Below are 19246 nucleotides of genomic sequence, written 5' to 3' on the forward strand. Positions count from 1 at the left end.
GTGTTTTCTCCCTCTCCCCGTGGGAGAGGGCCGGGGTGAGGGCATCAGGCCGCACTCCCTCTTTCACCTAACCTACGAATATTTCTTCGTTCGCCGCGTCGGCGCCGTATTCGCCGGATCGTCCGGCCAGACATGTTTGGGATATCGCCCCTTCATCTCTTTCTGCACTTCACGGTAGCTTCCCGCCCAGAACGCTCCCAAATCTCGGGTGATTTGTAATGGACGATGCGCAGGCGACAGCAGCTCAAGCACTAACGGCACACGCCCTTCCGCAATGGACGGCGTGGTGGCTTCACCAAACATCTCCTGCATCCGAACCGCCAGCGCCGGCGGATTATCCTCATGATAACGGATGGCAATCCGGCTTCCGGTCGGCACAGTGTAATGCCCTGGCAGTTCACTATCCAGACGTTGACGTAATGACCAGTCCAGTAAATTCTGTAACGCGGTCTTAACATCAAGCGCCTTAAGGGCTCGCAGAGAGTGTACGCCGCTCATTTGCGGCAGTAGCCAGCGCTCAAGCGTAGCGAGCAGCGTCTCGTCATCCACCGCAGGCCAACCGTATTCCGGTAGCCACTTCGCGGCGCAGTGCAGACGAATGCGGTACTGCTCCGCTTCCGGCGTCCAGTTCAGGGCGCTCAGCCCTTTTTCCCGAATACCGTTCAGCATCGCCTGATGAAGCTCGTCTTCCGACGGCTTCGCCAGCGGCTTCGTCCCAAGCGTCAACTTGCCAATCTGGCTGCGACGAAAGGCCTTCAGCGTGCCCTGGGCGTCATCCCATTCCACGGTATCAGATTGCTGAAGCAGCTGCGGACAGGCACGCGTCAGGGCGTCAATCTCTACGGCTATCGCCAGCAGGATACGCGCATCCGGAGAATGGCTGCCCTGCAGCAACAGCGGGGCGATCAGCCATTCGTGACGCGTCAGCGCATCATCGCTGTCCAGCATCGCCCCCATGCCGTTTGCCAGCTGGTAGCGACCGTCCAGCCCGCGCCGACGCGCAATCCTGTCCGGGAAAGCCTGGGCCAGCAGGAAGGCAATCTTGTCGCTGTCAGGCGCACCTCCCCGGCTATTCAGGCGTTTACTCAGCTGCTGCGCCCGCTGCTGCCAGTTCCCCTGGCTGCGCGAAAACGCCTGCCCCAGATCGCTGCTGCCACCGCGAGGCGGCTCCTCAAGAATAGCCGCCAGTTTTGCCGCCGTGGCAATTTCATCATCCCCTTGCGCGGCCACCAGCATCGCGGCCAGACGCGGATCGTTGCCCAGCGCCGCCATTTTCTGGCCGCGCGCCGTCAGACGCTCGCCTTCCAGCGCGCCAAGCTGGGTCAGCAACGTGCGCGCAGCGGTGAGGTTTACGACAGGAGGTGGATTAAGCCAGGTGAGCTGCTCAGGGTTCGGACAGCCCCACTGGAGCAGGTCCATCACCAGACCAGACAAATCGCTTTGTAAAATTTCCGGCGTGCTTTGCTGTGCAGCGCGTTCAGCCTGCTCCGCGCTGGTCAAATGCAGGCAGATGCCCGGCTCAAGACGCCCCGCACGGCCCGCGCGCTGCACCATCGACGCCTGGCTGATGCGCTGCGTCAGGAGTTTAGTCAGCCCGGTACGAGGGTCAAAGCTTGCCACTCTCTCCTGCGCGCTATCCACCACCAGGCGAATCCCTTCAATGGTCAAACTGGTTTCAGCAATGTTGGTTGCCAGCACCACCTTGCGCTGCCCCGCCGGTGCGGGAAGAATCGCTTTACGCTGATCCTGCAGCGACAACGCGCCGTAGAGCGGGCAAAGCAGCACGTCGGCGCCTGCGCGGGTAGAAAGCTGCTCCTGCACGCGCTGAATTTCGCCCACGCCCGGCAAAAACAGCAGCAGGGAACCGGCTTCCTGGCGCAGCAGCTCAGCGGTGGCAATGGCGACGGCCTCGTCAAAACGCTGGTGGGAGGGAAGCGGCTGATAGCGGCGTTCAACCGGAAACGCCCGCCCTTCCGAGCTGATGACCGGCGCATCGGGTAATGCCTGTCGTAGCCGCTCGTTATCCAGCGTGGCCGACATAATAAGCAGCCGGAGATCGTCGCGTAGCCCCTGCTGCACGTCCAGCAACAGCGCGAGGGCCAGATCCGCCTGCAGGCTGCGCTCGTGGAATTCATCGAGGATCACCAGCCCGACGCCGTTCAGCTCCGGATCGTTTTGCAGCATGCGGGTGAGAATACCCTCGGTGACCACTTCAAGACGCGTGGTCGGGCCAACGCAGGTCTCGGCACGCATCCTGTAACCTACCGTTTCGCCCGGTTTTTCATTCAGCAGCTCCGCCAGACGCTGCGCCACGTTGCGCGCGGCCAGCCTGCGCGGCTCCAGCAGGATAATTTTCCCGCGGATATTTCCGTCTTTCAGAATCTGCAGCGGCAGCCAGGTGGACTTGCCCGCGCCCGTAGGGGCATTCAGCAAAACCTGTGGGGAATGGTGTAAGGCAGCGAGAAGCTCAGGAAGAATGACGGCGACCGGCAATGAGGACACTAACAGCTCCAGAGGGTTAACATTAGTCGGCGTACATTGTAGCATCGGCGCATATCATTACCGAGTCCTCCGTATGCCTGAGTCGAAACGGCTGTTTTTTGCCATTGAATTGCCCACCACCATACAGCGTCAAATTGTTCGCTGGCGCGCCGATTGCTTTCCGCCGGAGGCGGGCCGCCCTGTCGCGGCGGCCAACCTGCACCTGACGCTGGCCTTTTTGGGCGACGTCAGTGCCGAAAAACAGCGGGCGTTAGCCGCAATGGCCGGGCGTATTGCCCAGCCGGAATTTACGCTGCACCTCGACGACGCGGGCCAGTGGCCGCGTTCGCGCGTGGTCTGGCTGGGAACGCGTCAGCCACCGCGCGGATTATTGCAGCTGGCGAACATGCTGCGCGCCCAGGCGGCGCGCAGCGGCTGTTATCAGAGCCCACAGCCGTTTCATCCACATATCACGCTGCTGCGCGATGCCGGTCAGGCCGTTGCTATCCCGCCGCCGGGTTTTCACTGGGCCTTTCCGGTCAACGCATTCGCGCTTTACGAATCCGTCTTTGCACAGGGACGCACCCGCTATACGCCGCTACAGCGCTGGACGCTGGGCAACACTGAAAGGAATTCTGATGAAGTTTAGTCCTCCCCTGCAGCACGCTACGCTTATCCAGCGCTACAAACGCTTCCTCGCCGACGTGATCACCCCCGAGGGGGTTCAGCTCACCCTGCACTGCCCCAATACCGGCGCCATGACGGGGTGTGCGACGCCGGGTGACAGGGTCTGGTATTCCACTTCAGAAAATAGTAAACGCAAATATGCCCATACCTGGGAAGTGACCGAAACCCAAAACGGGGCATTTATTTGCGTTAATACCCAGCGCGCAAATCAGCTGGTTAAGGAAGCGCTGACCCTTGGCGCCATTCCCGAACTGGTGGGATATGGCACGCATAAAAGTGAAGTGAAATATGGCGATGAAGGCAGCAGAATTGACTTCATGTTACAGGCGGAAGACAGGCCCGAGTGCTATATTGAAGTAAAATCAGTGACGTTAGCGGAACAGGAAAATGGCTACTTCCCGGATGCGGTAACGCTGCGTGGCCAGAAGCATCTGCGAGAGCTAATGAGTGTTGCGGCGGCGGGCAAACGCGCCGTATTGCTGTTTGCGGTGTTGCATTCAGCCATTGAACGTTTCTCCCCTGCCCGCCATATTGATCCTAAATACGCGCAATTGTTGAATGAGGCACAAAAGCAGGGGGTAGAGGTTTTCGCTTATAAAGCGGAACTTTCTGCCGATAATATGACTCTGAGATCCTCTCTTCCCATTGTCTTGTAAGGGATTAGACGATTGTCGAATAAGTGTTCTGGCCGCGTGCGCAAATACGCTTTTCCTCACAGGCTTGTCAAGTGTTACGTTTAGATAATTGCCATACGGAAAAGCATCTGCTATTTATAGCGACCTGATTTTTCCCCCAACACGGGGATCGATAGTGCGTGTTAAGGAGAAGCAACATGCAAGAAGGGCAAAACCGTAAAACATCGTCCCTGAGTATTCTCGCCATCGCTGGGGTGGAGCCGTATCAAGAGAAGCCGGGCGAAGAGTATATGAACGAAGCCCAGCTGTCGCACTTCAAGCGTATTCTTGAAGCATGGCGTAATCAACTCAGGGATGAAGTCGATCGCACCGTTACTCATATGCAGGATGAAGCTGCCAACTTCCCGGATCCGGTAGACCGTGCCGCTCAGGAAGAAGAGTTCAGCCTCGAACTGCGTAACCGTGACCGCGAACGCAAACTGATCAAAAAGATCGAGAAAACGCTGAAAAAAGTCGAAGACGAAGATTTTGGCTACTGCGAATCCTGCGGTGTTGAAATCGGTATTCGTCGCCTGGAAGCGCGTCCAACCGCCGATCTGTGCATCGACTGTAAAACGCTGGCCGAAATCCGCGAAAAACAGATGGCCGGTTAATACCAGCGCTGTTTACACACTCCAAAGGCGGGAGTCTCTCCCGCCTTGTTACTGTTGATATGTCTGAATCACACTATATTGGGCGCTTCGCGCCATCTCCTTCCGGTGAATTACACTTCGGCTCATTAATTGCCGCGCTCGGCAGCTACCTGCAGGCTCGCGCCCGCCTGGGAAAATGGCTTGTCCGCATTGAAGATATTGACCCTCCTCGTGAAGTTCCCGGTGCTGCAGACACTATTCTGCGTCAGCTGGAACATTACGGTCTTCACTGGGATGACGAGGTGCTCTGGCAGTCAAAACGTCACGATGCCTATCGGGAACGTCTGGCCTGGCTTCGCGATCGGGGGCTTTCCTATAACTGCACCTGCACCCGCGCGCGTATCCAGAGCGTGGGAGGGGTCTATGACGGCTACTGCCGCACGCTTAATCTTTCCCCGGAAAATGCCGCCGTACGTATAAAGCAGCGCTCCCCGGTGACGCACTTTAACGATCTCCTCTCCGGTGAGATTCATGCCGATGAACGTCTGGCGCGTGAGGATTTTATTATTCACCGCCGTGACGGCCTTTTCGCCTATAACCTGGCGGTGGTCGTCGACGATCGTTTTCAGGGCGTGACGGAAATTGTGCGCGGGGCGGATCTGGTCGAGCCGACCGTGCGACAAATATCGCTGTATCACCAGTTTGGCTGGACGGCCCCGGACTACATTCATCTGCCGCTGGCGGTCAATGCGCAGGGCTTTAAATTGTCAAAGCAGAACCACGCCCCGGCCCTGCCAGACGGCGATCCGCGTCCTGTTTTGATCGACGCGCTGCGATTTCTCAACCAGAATGTAACCAACGAATGGCAGGATCTGCGTATTGACGAACTGCTGAAAATGGCCGTTGCCAACTGGACGCTCGCGGCAGTGCCAAAAATCCAGCATTCTCAAATGCGTTGCGCTGAGCTATGATTAGCCGCTTTTTTCATAACAAAACACACTACGAGGTGTACCATTTTTACCCGAGTCGCTAATTTTTGCCGTAAAGTGCTAAGCCGCGAAGAGAGCATGGCGAACGATGCTATTGCACAGCCACACATGTCGGTTATTCCGCGTGAGCAGCACACTATTTCCCGCAAAGATATCAGTGAAAATGCCCTCAAGGTGCTCTATCGTCTGAATAAAGCGGGCTACGAGGCCTACCTCGTGGGCGGTGGAGTACGTGATTTACTGCTGGGCAAAAAACCAAAAGATTTCGACGTGACGACCAGCGCCACGCCTGAGCAGGTGCGCAAATTATTCCGCAACTGCCGTCTCGTTGGCCGCCGTTTCCGTCTGGCTCACGTGATGTTTGGCCCGGAAATCATTGAAGTGGCGACCTTCCGCGGCCACCACGAAGCGGGCGCATCCGATCGCACCACGTCACAGCGCGGCCAGAACGGCATGCTGCTGCGTGACAATATCTTCGGCTCTATCGAAGAAGATGCCCAGCGTCGCGACTTCACCATCAACAGCCTTTATTACAGCGTGGCGGATTTCACCGTGCGCGATTACGTCGGCGGCATGCAGGACCTGAAAGAAGGTCTGATCCGTCTGATCGGCACGCCGGAAACGCGCTATCGTGAAGATCCCGTGCGTATGCTGCGCGCCGTGCGTTTCGCCGCCAAGCTCAATATGCGCATCAGCCCGGAAACGGCAGAGCCGATTCCGCGCCTGGCGACGCTGATTAACGACGTGCCGCCTGCCCGCCTGTTCGAAGAGGCGCTGAAGCTGCTGCAGGCTGGCCACGGCTTTGAAACCTACAACCTGCTGCGCGAATACAACCTGTTCCAGCCCCTGTTCCCGACCATTACCCGCTACTTCACCGAAAGCGGTGACAGCCCAATGGAGCGGATGATTGCGCAGGTGCTGAAAAATACCGATACCCGTATTCGCAACGACATGCGCGTCAATCCGGCGTTCCTGTTTGCGGCGATGTTCTGGTATCCGCTGCTGGAAACGGCCCAGCGAATTACCCAGGAGAGCGGGCTTGCCTATTATGACGCCTTCGCGCTGGCCGCAAACGACGTGCTGGACGAAGGGTGCCGTACGCTCGCTATTCCAAAACGCATTACCACGCTGGTGCGCGATATCTGGCAGCTTCAGCTGCGCATGTCCCGTCGTCAGGGCAAACGCGCCTGGAAGCTGATGGAGCATCCAAAATTCCGCGCCGCCTTCGATCTGCTGTCGCTGCGTGCTGAAATTGAACGCAACCAGGAACTGCAGCGCCTGGCGCAGTGGTGGGCCGAATTCCAGGTTTCCGCACCGCCGGAGCAAAAAGACATGCTCACCGGGCTGGATGAAGAGCCGGAACCGCGTCGCCGCCATCGTCGTCCGCGCAAACGCGCGCCGCGTCGTGAAGGGACAGCATGACCCTCGCGTATATCGCCATCGGCAGCAATTTAGCCTCTCCGCTGGAGCAGGTGAACGCTGCCGTACAGGCGCTGGGGGAGATCCCGCAAAGCAAGATCGTGGCAGTCTCCTCTTTCTACCGCACGCCGCCGCTGGGCCCGCAGGATCAGCCTGATTATCTCAATGCCGCCGTGGTGCTGGAAACTGCCCTTGATGCCGAAACGCTGCTGGATAACACCCAGCGCATCGAACTGCAGCAGGGACGCGTACGCAAAGCCGAGCGCTGGGGACCGCGCACGCTGGACCTCGACATTATGCTGTTTGGTCACGAAACCATTAACACTGAACGTCTCACCGTTCCGCATTACGACATGAAAAACCGCGGGTTTATGCTCTGGCCGCTGTTTGAAGTCGCCCCCGATCTCATCTTCCCGGATGGCATCCCACTCCGGACCATTCTGGACAACCTCAACGCGGAAAGACCCGCCCGCTGGTGATCCGGTTCCCCTGCCGATTAACCTCAAAATAATTGTGGCTAATCGGTTACCTAAAATCATTGTTCCCCCGAATGTTACTGTTAGAATGCGCAAAGATTCGCTTTTGGGCTATCAGGAAACAGTATGAAACCAACCACCATCTCCTTACTGCAGAAATGCAAACAGGAAAAAAAACGCTTCGCCACCATCACCGCGTATGACTACAGCTTCGCCAAACTCTTTGCCGAAGAGGGTATCAACGTCATGCTGGTCGGAGATTCGTTAGGGATGACGGTACAAGGACATGATTCCACCCTGCCGGTCACGGTTGAGGATATCGCTTACCACACGCGTGCGGTGCGCCGCGGGGCTCCAGCCTGCCTGCTGCTTTCCGATCTGCCGTTTATGGCCTATGCCACGCCGGAGCAGGCATTCGAAAACGCGGCAGTAGTCATGCGTGCTGGCGCTAACATGGTCAAAATTGAAGGCGGCGCCTGGCTGGTGGATACGGTGAAGATGCTCACCGAGCGCGCCGTGCCGGTGTGCGGCCATTTGGGCTTGACGCCGCAGTCCGTCAACATCTTTGGTGGATATAAAGTGCAGGGCCGCGGTGACGCCGCCCAGACGCTGTTTGATGATGCCCTGGCGCTGGAAGCCGCAGGCGCCCAGCTGCTGGTGCTGGAGTGCGTGCCGGTTGAGCTGGCGAAGCGTATTACTGAAGCCCTGTCGATTCCGGTGATTGGTATTGGCGCAGGCAACGTGACCGACGGTCAGATCCTGGTGATGCACGACGCCTTTGGCATCACCGGCGGGCATATTCCGAAGTTTGCCAAAAATTTCCTCACCGAAGCGGGCGACATGCGCGCTGCGGTCAGGCAGTATATTGCCGACGTTGAATCCGGTGTTTACCCGGGTGAAGAACACAGTTTCCATTAAGGAGTCTCGTTGTGCTAATCATTGAAACCCTGCCGCTGCTGCGCCAGCATATCCGCCGCGCGCGTCAGGAAGGTAAACGTATCGCACTGGTCCCGACCATGGGCAACCTGCATGACGGCCATATGAAGCTGGTTGACGAAGCAAGAGCCCGTGCAGATATCGTGGTGGTCAGTATCTTCGTTAACCCAATGCAGTTTGACCGCGCTGACGATCTGGCACGCTATCCGCGCACCCTGCAGGAAGATTGCGAGAAGCTCAAAAAACGCCATGCGGATATTGTCTTCTCTCCGGCACCGGCGGATGTCTATCCTCAGGGTACCGATGAGGCCACTTACGTTGACGTACCGGGCATTTCCACCATGCTGGAAGGCGCAAGCCGCCCGGGTCATTTCCGCGGCGTATCGACCATCGTCAGCAAGCTGTTCAACCTGGTGCAGCCGGACGTTGCCTGCTTCGGTGAGAAAGATTTCCAGCAGCTGGCGCTGATCCGCAAGATGGTTGCGGATATGGGCTACGATATCGAGATTGTCGGCGTACCGATTGTACGCGCCAAAGACGGTCTGGCGCTCAGCTCGCGAAATGGCTACCTGACCGCGGACCAGCGTAAAATCGCGCCGGGCTTAAGCAAGGTCATGAACACCATGGCAGAACAGCTGCTGGCGAAAGAGTTAACGGCCGAAGAGATTATTGCTCTGGCTGAACAGGCGCTGAACGATAAAGGCTTCCGCGCTGATGATATTCAAATTCGCGATGCCGATACGCTTCTGGAGCTTACACAGACCAGCAAACGTGCGGTCATTCTGGTGGCGGCATGGCTTGGTCAGGCCCGCCTAATCGACAACAAAGTGGTTGAACTGGCGTAGGTTTCTCTACCCGGAAGATGAAAGGTAAACGTAATGATTCGCAAAATGCTGCAAGGTAAGCTTCACCGTGTGAAAGTCACCCAGGCCGACCTGCACTATGAAGGCTCCTGCGCCATCGACCAGGATTTCCTTGATGCTGCGGGCATCCTTGAAAACGAAGCGATTGATATCTGGAACGTTAACAACGGCAAACGTTTCTCAACCTACGCCATCGCCGCCGAGCGCGGGTCTAAAATCATCTCCGTTAACGGCGCGGCAGCGCACTGCGCGGACGTGGGCGATATTGTGATTATCGCCAGCTTCGTGATGATGTCTGATGAAGAAGCGCGCCGCTGGCAGCCGAAAGTTGCCTACTTTGAAGGCGACAACGACATGAAACGTACCGCGAAGGCGATTCCGGTTCAGGTTGCTTAAGCACTATCCCTGCGGCTGATTGCTGATCAGCCGCGACATTGTCTCCAGCGAATCCGTTCTTAAGATGTACAGGCGTTTCAGTAAGAACGGATTATCCCCCGGCTTCACCTTCCCTTTCACCGTCGTCACCGCCAGATGGAAACCGGCATCATTCGCCGCCTTTATCGCTTTATTGTCGTAGCCGCCAAACGGATAGGAAAGATAGAGCACGCGTGGATTAAACTGCGCCAGCGCGCGACGCGAGCGTTCAAAATCAAACAAAATCACGTGATAGCTGCGGCTCAGTAAAATCGGGTGCTTATACCCATCCACGCGGTGCAGGAAGTGGGTGTGGGACTGAATATCGAACACATCCTGAATCTCCTTAATCTCCTGCACGCTCATAAACTGCAGCGATTTTGGATCCCACTTCTGCGGATGGCCTTTTATACGGGAAGAGATAATAAACGCGGTAGCCTTGAAGCCGTACTCTTTCAGCACAGGATAGGCATAGCGGCTGACGGATTTCAGGCCGTCGTCAAAGGTAATCACCACCGATTTTGCAGGCAGGTTCATTTTGTTACGCACGTACCCTTCAAGCTGGTACATCGTCAGGGTGGTATAGCCCTGATCGCGTAGCCAGGCCATCTGGTTGTTGAACGCACGTACGCTGGTCGTTGTGGACGTATGTCGAAAGCGCGTGTTTTCTTCATCACGCAAAATATGATGGTAGGTCAGAACCGGAAGGCCGTTATCTTCCTGCGCATCCAGGCTGCTGATCCACGCCAGACGATTGCCGATGCGTATCTGGAACCAGGTCTGATTCAGACGGTCTTTCAGTTTATTCAGTATGGGATAGCGCAGATTGGCGCTTAATGTGCCGAACGGCGCGCTGCCGCTCGACGGCGCGTTATACACCGGCGTGTCTTTCCAGGTAATGAGGTTCTGATTGCTCAGGGGCTTATTGAGATCCCCGAGGCTGTCCTCGACGCGCTGTTTCCCCTGAACCGGCTCCAGGTGTCCCTTGTCGATAAACCCCGTGCCAAAACCGAAGCGAAATTCGTAGTAGTCCGCCGCCGCGGGCACGACGGCCAGGATCTGCCCGGCGCGCACGTTACCGACGTTAATCACGCTGTTCCCCACCTGCGCCCAGATCGCCGCGTCTTCGGTGGTTTGCATGTACTGGGCAGGCAGCGTGTGCTGACTGAGTAAACTGGCTGAGCTGACGCCGGAAATGAGCATCAATAGCAAGAAAAGAATGCGCGGTAGCATGGTGTCTTAATCGGTGCGGAAAACTGCCGCTATTGTAACAAATGAGACATCAATACCCACGTTTAATTCTTATACAAATCGTGGAGCAGGACGAAGGGAGGATTTTTTTGCTGCTGATGCCACAAGCTGCTGACGCCCGGAACGCCCTGCGCCACGATGGACTGGCGAAACTCTGCGCTGCTTAAGGATCCACGCTGCGGATACATTAACGCCAGCAGGGAGAAGTTAATACCCGAGATCACTTCACAGCACGCGTGCTTATGGCTCAGCAACGCGGCTGCGCGATAAGGCGCCGCGCCCGATTTATCGGTAAGAAAAATCACGCCATCCCCGGTGTCCGTTTCATGCAGGGCATCGCACATCATGCGGCTCAGCATGTTGGTGCTCAACCCGCGCCAGTAGTTTACCGCCCGGCATTGCACCAGCGGGCCAAATCTGGCTTCAAGCTTATCCAGCATTTCCTGCGCCTGTTCATCGTGGCAGGTGATAACCCATCCCAGCATAACTCCCTCCTTAGCAGGCAAGTAGTTTAGCGGAGTGAAGGTTAGCTTACGGTGATAACTGTCAAAGAAAGTGCCCGGCAAACAGAGCGTCGCCGGGCAAAAGATTAGCTGCGCAGCCCGCGTCCGCGCTGGATCAGCGACCAGCAGAGCAGGTAGAAGGCGATGATGAACACCACCAGCACCGCCACCGTGGTAAACAGCGGCACATCGGTGATGCCGAGGAAGCCAAAGCGGAACCCGCTGATCATGTAGACAATCGGGTTCAGGTGCGACAGCGCCTGCCAGAACGGTGGCAGCAGCGTCAGGGAGTAGAACACCCCGCCGAGATAGGTCAGCGGCGTCAGCACGAAGGTCGGGATCAGGCTGATGTCGTCAAACGTTTTGGCGAACACGGCGTTCAGCAGACCGGCCAGCGAGAAGAGGATCGCCGTCAGAAGCAGCGTCAGCGCGACAAACAGCCACGAGTGGACCTGGAACGGCACGAAGAACAGCGAAATCGCCGTGACCAGGATCCCCACGCACAGCCCGCGCGCCACGCCGCCGCCAACATAGCCCGCGATAATGACGTGCGTCGGCACCGGTGCGACCAGCAGCTCTTCAATATTGCGCTGGAACTTTGCGCTAAAAAACGACGACGCCACGTTGGCGTAGGCGTTAGTGATCACCGCCATCATGATCAGGCCCGGCACGATAAACTGCATATAGGTAAAGCCGTGCATCTCACCAATCCGGGAGCCAATCAGGTTACCGAAGATGATGAAATAGAGCGTCATCGTGATGACTGGCGGCACCAGAGTTTGCACCCAGATACGCATAAAGCGGTTGATCTCTTTCGCCCAGATACTTTTCAGCGCGACCCAGTAAAGATGCGTCATGCCTTGTCTCCTTGTTTGTCATGTACCAGAGAGACAAACAGCTCTTCCAGTCGGTTCGCTTTGTTACGCATACTTAAGACCTGAATCCCCTGCGCGCTCAGCTGCGAGAACACGCTGTTAATCCCCTGCTCGCGCAGCACTTCCACTTCCAGCGTCGAGGTATCCACCAGACGATAGTTGTAGCCTTCAAGTTTTGGCAGCGCGCTTTTCGCCGCCAGATCGAGAATGAAGGTTTCGGATTTCAGCTTGGAGAGCAGATTCTTCATCGAGGTGTTCTCCACCAGCTCGCCGTTCTGAATGATGCCGATATTGCGGCACAGCATTTCAGCCTCTTCAAGGTAGTGGGTGGTCAGAATAATGGTGGTGCCTTTGTCGTTGAGATCTTTCAGGAAGCCCCACATGGAGCGACGAAGTTCGATATCAACACCCGCTGTCGGTTCATCGAGGATCAGCAGCTTTGGCTCGTGCATCAGCGCACGGGCAATCATCAGGCGGCGCTTCATCCCGCCGGACAACATGCGCGCGCGTTCGTTACGCTTTTCCCACAGATCGAGCTGCTTAAGGTATTTTTCGCTACGCTCGAGGGCCTCTTTACGCTCAACGCCGTAATAGCCCGCCTGGTTAACGACAATTTGCTGCACCGTCTCGAACGGGTTGAAGTTGAACTCCTGCGGAACCAGCCCCAGCTGGCGCTTGGCGTTCACCACGTCTTTTTGCAGGTCGTACCCAAAGACGCTCACCCGGCCGGACGTTTTATTGACCAGCGAGCTGATAATCCCAATGGTGGTCGATTTCCCGGCCCCGTTCGGCCCCAGAAGCGCGTAAAAATCGCCGGCCTCTACTTTCAGATCTATTCCGCGTAGCGCCTGAACGCCACCCGGATAGGTTTTTTTAAGCTGCTCAAGCTCCAGTGCAATTGCCATGAAATTAACTTACCTTCAGTTCTTACACACGTTGTGTGGTTTCATTAAAAGTCGGGTTACCCTATAGTAGCGCAACGCAATAACTCGGTTACAGGTCGCTAACCTCCATGAACAACATAGATACACTCATCAGCAACAATGCACTATGGTCAAAAATGCTGGTGGAGGAAGACCCCGGATTTTTTGGAAAACTCGCGCAGGCTCAGAACCCACGCTTTCTCTGGATTGGATGTTCCGACAGCCGCGTACCGGCGGAGCGCCTGACCGGCCTTGAGCCCGGTGAACTGTTTGTTCACCGCAATGTCGCCAATCTCGTGATTCACACCGATCTCAACTGTCTTTCTGTTGTTCAGTATGCCGTGGACGTTCTGCAAGTCGAGCACATCATCATTTGCGGCCATTATGGCTGCGGCGGCGTGCAGGCGGCGGTTGAAAACACGGAACTGGGGCTCATTGATAACTGGCTACTGCACATCCGCGATATCTGGTTCAAACATAGCTCACTGCTGGGCGAAATGCCGCAGGAGCGTCGCATGGATACCCTTTGCGAACTCAACGTGATGGAGCAGGTGTATAACCTGGGCCACTCAACGATCATGCAATCAGCGTGGAAACGCGGGCAGAAGGTCTCTATCCACGGCTGGGCGTACGGGATTCACGATGGCCTGCTGCGCAATCTGGAAGTGACCGCCACCAACCGCGAAACGCTGGAGCAGCGTTACCGTTCGGGGATTGCCAACCTTCAGCTTAAGCATGTAAATCATAAATAAAGCCCGGGATTTTCTCCCTCTCCCTGTAGGAGAGGGCCGGGGTGAGGGCATCAGCCCTCGATTACTCGTCCAGCAATACTACTTTCCCAACATACGGCAGATGACGATAGCGCTGCGCGTAGTCAATGCCGTAACCGACGACGAATTCGTCAGGAATCGAGAAGCCCACGAACTCTACCGGCACCTGCACTTCACGACGGTCGGGTTTGTCCAGCAGCGTACAAATCGCCAGAGATTTTGGCTCGCGCAGGCTCAGGATCTCGCGCACTTTTGACAGCGTGTTGCCGGAGTCGATGATGTCCTCAACGATCAACACATCTTTGCCACGAATATCTTCATCCAGATCTTTCAGGATTTTCACATCACGGGTAGTGGACATGCCGCTGCCGTAGCTGGAGGCGGTCATAAAATCGACCTCATGGGGCACATGCACCTCACGGCACAGGTCTGCCATGAACATGAAAGAGCCGCGCAACAGACCGACCAGCACCATTTCGCTGCCGCTGTCCTTGTAATGTTCGGTGATTTGACGACCCAGTTCGGCGATACGCGCTTTGATCTCGGCTTCCGGGATCATCACTTCAACAGTATGTTTCATATTACTAACCAAATGATTTTAGTGAAAATCTCTCAATACGGATGAGTTAATATCCAGCACTGATACGCAAGCCAGCCATTATATCAGCAAATGGATAAGCCTGGCGTATGAGTTATAAAAAGCAAATATTGTGATTCCGATCACACTTGTTAATACCTATAATTAGTTGCTAGCAAATTATTAACAAAAACTGACGAGTACACTTTCTATGGCTGAAACAAACTCTAAACAGCCGCGTCTACTGGTGACATTAACAGCCGCATTCGCAGCCTTCTGCGCGCTGTATCTGTTAATCGGTGGCGTCTGGCTGGTCGCTTTAGGCGGCTCCTGGTACTACCCGATTGCGGGTCTGGTTATGGTTGGCGTAACCGTCCTGCTGTTGCGTAGAAAACAATCTGCACTGTGGCTGTATGCCGCCCTCCTCCTTGCCACCATGATCTGGGGCGTCTGGGAAGTTGGTTTTGACTTCTGGGCACTGACGCCGCGCAGCGACATCCTGGTCTTCTTCGGTATCTGGCTGATCCTGCCGTTCGTCTGGCGTCGCCTGATTGTGCCTTCCAGCGGTGCTGTGGCGGGCCTGGTTGTTGCCCTGCTGATTACCGGCGGCATTCTGACCTGGGCCGGCTTTAATGACCCGCAGGAAATCAACGGTACGCTGAACGCGGAATCCACGCCTGCGGCAGCTATCTCCCAGGTCGCTGACGGCGACTGGCCAGCGTATGGTCGTAACCAGGAAGGTCAACGTTACTCCCCGCTGAAGCAGATCAACGCGGACAACGTTAAAAACCTGAAGGAAGCCTGGGTATTCCGTACCGGCGATCTGAAGATGCCGAACGATCCGGGTGAACTGACCAACGAAGTCACGCCGATTAAAGTCGGCAATATGCTCTACCTGTGTACGGCGCACCAGCGTCTGTTCGCGCTCGACGCGGCCACCGGTAAAGAGAAATGGCACTTCGATCCGCAGCTGAATTCCAACCCGTCCTTCCAGCACGTCACCTGCCGCGGCGTCTCTTACCACGAAGCGCGTGCCGATAATGCGAGCCCGGAAGTCATTGCCGACTGTCCTCGCCGCATCATGCTGCCGGTGAACGATGGCCGTCTGTTCGCCATCAATGCCGAAACGGGCAAGCTGTGTGAAACCTTTGCCAACAAAGGGATCCTGAACCTGCAGACCAACATGCCGGACACCACGCCGGGTCTGTATGAGCCAACCTCACCGCCAATCATCACCGATAAAACTATCGTGATTGCCGGTTCGGTAACGGATAACTTCTCCACGCGTGAAACCTCCGGCGTAATCCGTGGTTTCGACGTGAACACCGGTAAACTGCTGTGGGCCTTCGACCCGGGCGCGAAAGATCCCAACGCGATCCCGTCGGACGAGCACACCTTTACCTTTAACTCGCCAAACTCCTGGGCACCCGCGGCGTATGACGCGAAGCTGGACCTTGTCTATCTGCCAATGGGTGTGACCACGCCAGATATCTGGGGCGGTAACCGCACGCCGGAGCAGGAGCGTTATGCGAGCGCTATCGTGGCGCTGAACGCGACCACCGGCAAGTTGGCATGGAGCTACCAGACCGTTCACCACGATCTGTGGGATATGGATATGCCGTCCCAGCCGACGCTGGCGGACATTACCGTTGATGGCAAAACCGTTCCGGTGATTTACGCGCCGGCCAAGACGGGCAACATCTTCGTGCTGGATCGCAGCAACGGTAAGCTGGTTGTGCCAGCACCGGAAAAACCGGTTCCGCAGGGCGCGGCGAAAGGCGATTACGTCAGCAAAACCCAGCCGTTCTCTGACCTGAGCTTCCGTCCGAAGAAAGACCTCAGCGGTGCGGACATGTGGGGCGCCACCATGTTTGACCAGCTGGTGTGCCGCGTGATGTTCCACCAGCTGCGCTATGAAGGCATCTTCACGCCGCCTTCTGAGCAGGGCACGCTGGTCTTCCCGGGTAACCTGGGGATGTTCGAGTGGGGCGGGATCTCCGTTGACCCTAACCGTCAGGTGGCGATTGCCAACCCGATGGCGCTGCCGTTCGTTTCCCGCCTGATCCCACGCGGTCCGGGCAACCCAATGGAGCAGCCGAAAGACGCGAAAGGCAGCGGTACCGAAGCCGGCATTCAGCCGCAGTACGGCGTACCGTTTGGCGTAACGCTGAACCCGTTCCTGTCGCCGTTTGGTCTGCCGTGTAAACAGCCTGCCTGGGGTTATATCTCCGGTCTGGATCTGAAAACTAACCAGATCGTATGGAAAAAACGTATTGGTACGCCACAGGACAGCATGCCGTTCCCGATGCCTGTTCCGGTGCCGTTCAATATGGGTATGCCAATGCTGGGTGGCCCAATCTCCACCGCCGGTAACGTGCTGTTCATCGCGGCAACCGCAGATAACTACCTGCGCGCGTACAACATGACCAACGGTGAAAAACTGTGGCAGGGCCGTCTGCCGGCGGGTGGACAGGCCACGCCGATGACCTATGAAGTGAATGGCAAGCAGTACGTTGTCATCTCAGCGGGTGGTCACGGTTCGTTTGGCACGAAGATGGGCGACTATATCGTCGCGTATGCGTTGCCTGACGAAGGCAAATAAAAGCAAAACGGCAACTTCGGTTGCCGTTTTTGTGTTTGTTCCCTCTCCCTGTGGGAGAGGGTCAGGGTGAGGGCATCAGGCCGCACCTGCGAAATCCAGGCCGGGTAAGGTGAAGCCGCCACCCGGCTTTTTTTATACGGTAAAGCCGAGCATCATCCCCGTATCTTCATGCTCCAGCAGGTGGCAGTGCGCCATATAGGCAAACTCTTTCGGCGCCTCATGGTCAAACTTCACCAGCACCTCGCTGACGCCGCCCTCCACTCTCACCGTATCTTTCCAGCCCGCGCGATGCGCATCCGGCGCTTTACCGTTTTCTGTGAGAATGCGGAACTGTGTGCCGTGGATATGGAACGGATGCAGCATCATATCCCCTTCGCCTGAAATCACCCAGCGCTCGAGCTGACCTTTTGTCGCTGCAAACATCGGCGTGTTCATGTCGAACGCTTTGCCGTTGATCATGTTGGCGTTGTGGAAATCAAAGCCATGGTCGCCGTGATTCATATTCCCCATGCCGCCCATTTTGCCGTGGTCCATATTCATGTGGCCCATCATCTGGCCGTGCTGCATCCCCGCCATCGCCTTATCGCCATATTTCGCCATCAGCGCCTGCATGCCCATCATATCGAGCATCGGGTTCATGGAGAGCTGCAGCTTGCGCTGCGTAAGCCCCTCCAGCGACGGGAGGGCTGGCAGGGTGGTTAGCGTATCAGGCAGCGTGCCGGATGCGGCCACCAGCAGCGGCTGAATACGCAGCACCGGATGCGGCTTATCAAACGGTGCGACCGCCATCCCCATCTGGCTCACCGGCAGGGTTACGAGGTCAAACGGCTTGCCGTCGCTGATATCCACCAGCACCTCAAAGCGTTCGCCCATGAGCATCGGCAGCTCGCTCACCTTCACCGGCTCCGGCAGCAGCCCGCCGTCGCTGGCGACCACATACAGCGGGCGTTTATCGCTGGCGGCGAAATTCAGCGAGCGCGCGTTACAGCCGTTGAGCAGGCGCAGGCGCAGCCAGCCTTTCGGCGCGGCATGCTGAGGGTAAATGGCTCCGTTGGTCAGCAACGTGTCGCCAAACCAGCCTACCGCCGCGCTCATCACGTCCAGCTGATAGTCAATTTGCCCGTCAGCGTTGAATTTCTTGTCCTGCACAATCACCGGTACGTCGTCAATGCCCCACTGTTTCGGCAGGCGCAGCAGGCGGCTTTCGTCGTCTTCAATCAGCACCAGCCCCGCCAGCCCCATCGCCACCTGATGGCCCGTTTTGCCATGCTGATGCGGATGGAACCAGCAGGTCGCCGCGCGCTGATCGGGCGTAAAGGTCACGCTGCGCGTACCGCCCGCTTTGATGATGCCCTGCGGCCCGCCGTCCACCTCGCCCGGCACTTCCAGCCCGTGCCAGTGCAGCGTCGTCTCTTCGGCGAGCGTGTTGTGGATATCCACCGTCACCGCTTTCCCTTTACGTAGCTGAAGCGCCGGACCGAGCAAATTGCCGTTATAGCCCCACGTCGTGGCGTTGTGCTCGCCGAACGTCGTTTTACCGGCCTGAACCACAAGCTGGATACGGCTGCGGGCGTCAGCGGTCAGTAAGTCAGGAATGGGTAAGGCAGGCCTGTCGGCCGCTAAAACCGCGCGGCTCCAGAGAGGTAATGCGCTGGCAGCCCCCAGCACAGCGGAATATTTTAAAAAATCACGACGTTGCATGTTCATTTCCTTATTTCCAGCAGGCGATCTTTTGAGCATAAACCCTCCCCTTACCGGAAGGTCAAGTAAAGCGGCAATAATAAAGATCGTCGCACCGGCATCAAGTATGCTAACGTTAATTTTCCGTGAAGAAGTGGTAGAAGCAATGAAGACGTTTTTCAGGACAATTTTGTTCGGAAGCCTGATGGCAATGTGTGCGAACAGCTATGCGCTAAGTGAAAATGAAGCGGAAGATATGGCCGATTTAACGGCGGTTTTTGTATTCCTGAAAAATGATTGTGGCTACCAGAATTTACCCAACGGGCAGATTCGCCGCGCGCTGGTCTTTTTTGCCCAGCAAAACCAGTGGGATCTCAGCAACTACGACAGCTTCGACATGAAGGCGCTCGGCGAAGACAGCTACCGTGACTTGAGCGGTATTGGTATTCCCACTGCCAAAAAATGTAAAGCGCTGGCTCGCGACTCACTCAGCCTGCTCGCCTACGTCAAATAACCTTCCCGACGCCCCCCTG

General features: G+C 56.7%; 19 protein-coding genes. 12 read left to right on the forward strand and 7 right to left on the reverse strand.

All coding sequences use genetic code 11. The features are described 5' to 3' along the window. Positions 1-72 precede the first annotated feature (72 nt). Complete coding sequence (gene hrpB / locus AC27FC_RS10310; RefSeq protein ID WP_196354883.1) at positions 73-2502, reverse strand: ATP-dependent helicase HrpB; 2430 nt, start codon at positions 2500-2502, stop codon at positions 73-75. A gap of 73 nt (positions 2503-2575) precedes the next feature. Here hrpB and thpR point away from each other — a divergent pair, with 73 nt between their 5' ends. The 9 genes from thpR to panD all read left to right on the forward strand — a co-directional run bounded on the left by thpR (position 2576) and on the right by panD (position 9514). Then, a complete protein-coding gene (gene thpR, locus AC27FC_RS10315) occupies positions 2576-3130 on the forward strand; it encodes an RNA 2',3'-cyclic phosphodiesterase (RefSeq protein ID WP_023310437.1) in 555 nt (184 codons plus the stop codon). Next, positions 3120-3824 (forward strand): DNA/RNA nuclease SfsA, encoded by a 705-nt coding sequence (gene sfsA / locus AC27FC_RS10320; protein WP_039260626.1) that lies wholly within the window; start codon positions 3120-3122, stop codon positions 3822-3824. Before thpR ends, sfsA begins: the two co-directional genes overlap by 11 nt. Before the next feature lie 176 nt (positions 3825-4000). Next, entirely contained in the window at positions 4001-4456 is a 456-nt protein-coding gene (gene dksA / locus AC27FC_RS10325) for an RNA polymerase-binding protein DksA (protein WP_001155232.1), read from the forward strand. 59 nt (positions 4457-4515) lie between these two features. Next, complete coding sequence (gene gluQRS, locus AC27FC_RS10330; RefSeq protein ID WP_487160115.1) at positions 4516-5406, forward strand: tRNA glutamyl-Q(34) synthetase GluQRS; 891 nt, start codon at positions 4516-4518, stop codon at positions 5404-5406. 42 nt (positions 5407-5448) lie between these two features. After that, positions 5449-6846, forward strand: a complete 1398-nt coding sequence (pcnB, locus tag AC27FC_RS10335) for a polynucleotide adenylyltransferase PcnB (protein WP_072162357.1) — start codon at positions 5449-5451, stop codon at positions 6844-6846. Continuing rightward, positions 6843-7322: a 2-amino-4-hydroxy-6-hydroxymethyldihydropteridine diphosphokinase gene (gene folK / locus AC27FC_RS10340; protein WP_033144656.1), complete on the forward strand. Its 480-nt coding sequence runs from the start codon at positions 6843-6845 to the stop codon at positions 7320-7322. The genes pcnB and folK overlap by 4 nt, the downstream gene beginning before the upstream one ends. A 123-nt stretch (positions 7323-7445) precedes the next feature. After that, positions 7446-8237: a 3-methyl-2-oxobutanoate hydroxymethyltransferase gene (panB, locus tag AC27FC_RS10345; protein ID WP_047060107.1), complete on the forward strand. Its 792-nt coding sequence runs from the start codon at positions 7446-7448 to the stop codon at positions 8235-8237. An 11-nt stretch (positions 8238-8248) separates the two neighbouring features. Then, positions 8249-9100, forward strand: coding sequence for a pantoate--beta-alanine ligase (gene panC, locus AC27FC_RS10350; RefSeq protein ID WP_023310431.1), 852 nt, complete (start codon positions 8249-8251; stop codon positions 9098-9100). A 33-nt stretch (positions 9101-9133) separates the two neighbouring features. Next, complete coding sequence (panD, locus tag AC27FC_RS10355; RefSeq protein ID WP_006810068.1) at positions 9134-9514, forward strand: aspartate 1-decarboxylase; 381 nt, start codon at positions 9134-9136, stop codon at positions 9512-9514. 3 nt (positions 9515-9517) lie between these two features. Here the strand turns inward: panD and AC27FC_RS10360 are convergent, their stop codons facing one another. From AC27FC_RS10360 to AC27FC_RS10375, 4 genes are all read right to left on the reverse strand, one after another. After that, complete coding sequence (locus AC27FC_RS10360) at positions 9518-10765, reverse strand: polysaccharide deacetylase family protein (protein WP_048978997.1); 1248 nt, start codon at positions 10763-10765, stop codon at positions 9518-9520. Positions 10766-10827: 62 nt separating this feature from the next. After that, positions 10828-11268 (reverse strand): PTS sugar transporter subunit IIA, encoded by a 441-nt coding sequence (locus tag AC27FC_RS10365; RefSeq protein WP_126796867.1) that lies wholly within the window; start codon positions 11266-11268, stop codon positions 10828-10830. Between the two features lie 104 nt (positions 11269-11372). Further along, positions 11373-12143, reverse strand: a complete 771-nt coding sequence (locus AC27FC_RS10370; RefSeq protein ID WP_023310428.1) for an ABC transporter permease — start codon at positions 12141-12143, stop codon at positions 11373-11375. Continuing rightward, complete coding sequence (locus tag AC27FC_RS10375) at positions 12140-13066, reverse strand: ABC transporter ATP-binding protein (RefSeq protein WP_032660633.1); 927 nt, start codon at positions 13064-13066, stop codon at positions 12140-12142. Before AC27FC_RS10375 ends, AC27FC_RS10370 begins: the two co-directional genes overlap by 4 nt. 107 nt (positions 13067-13173) lie before the next feature. Here AC27FC_RS10375 and can point away from each other — a divergent pair, with 107 nt between their 5' ends. Then, positions 13174-13836: a carbonate dehydratase gene (can, locus tag AC27FC_RS10380; protein ID WP_008501947.1), complete on the forward strand. Its 663-nt coding sequence runs from the start codon at positions 13174-13176 to the stop codon at positions 13834-13836. A gap of 61 nt (positions 13837-13897) precedes the next feature. On the opposite strand, the gene hpt is transcribed toward can, so the two are convergent. Continuing rightward, positions 13898-14434, reverse strand: a complete 537-nt coding sequence (gene hpt, locus AC27FC_RS10385) for a hypoxanthine phosphoribosyltransferase (RefSeq protein ID WP_008501948.1) — start codon at positions 14432-14434, stop codon at positions 13898-13900. Between the two features lie 208 nt (positions 14435-14642). On the opposite strand from hpt, the gene AC27FC_RS10390 reads away from it, so the two are divergent. After that, complete coding sequence (locus tag AC27FC_RS10390) at positions 14643-17033, forward strand: glucose/quinate/shikimate family membrane-bound PQQ-dependent dehydrogenase (RefSeq protein ID WP_033144652.1); 2391 nt, start codon at positions 14643-14645, stop codon at positions 17031-17033. A 132-nt stretch (positions 17034-17165) separates the two neighbouring features. Here the strand turns inward: AC27FC_RS10390 and cueO are convergent, their stop codons facing one another. Then, positions 17166-18734 carry a multicopper oxidase CueO gene (gene cueO, locus AC27FC_RS10395; RefSeq protein ID WP_033144651.1) on the reverse strand — a complete coding sequence of 523 codons (1569 nt, stop codon included), beginning with the start codon at positions 18732-18734 and terminating at the stop codon, positions 17166-17168. A gap of 145 nt (positions 18735-18879) precedes the next feature. Here cueO and AC27FC_RS10400 point away from each other — a divergent pair, with 145 nt between their 5' ends. Then, on the forward strand, positions 18880-19227 hold the full coding sequence (locus AC27FC_RS10400; protein ID WP_014882582.1) for a YacC family pilotin-like protein: 348 nt from the start codon (positions 18880-18882) through the stop codon (positions 19225-19227). Positions 19228-19246 lie beyond the last annotated feature (19 nt).

It is taken from the genome of Enterobacter sp. C3_dUdeg, assembly GCF_057536195.1.